This window comes from Paenibacillus montaniterrae (genome assembly GCF_018403185.1).
GTDB lineage: Bacteria > Bacillota > Bacilli > Paenibacillales > Paenibacillaceae > Pristimantibacillus > Pristimantibacillus montaniterrae.
Map to the genome: position 1 here is coordinate 1 of NZ_BOSE01000041.1, position 349 is coordinate 349.

The following is a 349-nucleotide window of genomic DNA, read 5'->3' on the forward strand; positions in this document are numbered from 1 at the left end:
GCCTAGGCATCCTCCGTGCGCTCTTACTAGCTTAACCTAGTTAAATTTCAAACAATCGTTTGAACTCGATTCGCTTTGGATGTTTCTTGCTTTCTTATCCAGTTTTCAAGGTACAAGTTGTGTCTTCTGTTAAGAAGAACACGTTATAATGTTGCTTTTCTCTTAACGGAAAATGATTGTATCATGTTCCATCAAGTTTTGCAACAGGTATTTTTTTGAAATACCGCTTGGCGACGTCCTACTCTCCCAGGACCCTGCGGTCCAAGTACCATCGGCGCTGGAGGGCTTAACGGTCGTGTTCGAGATGGGAACGTGTGGTTCCCCTCCGCTATCGCCACCAAACGATTTA

1 rRNA gene is annotated in these 349 nt (G+C 44.7%); it reads right to left on the bottom strand.

From position 1 onward, the window contains the following. Positions 1-225: 225 nt before the first annotated feature. Positions 226-342: ribosomal RNA gene (gene rrf, locus KJS52_RS27045) — 5S ribosomal RNA — on the bottom strand. Between the last annotated feature and the right edge of the window lie 7 nt (positions 343-349).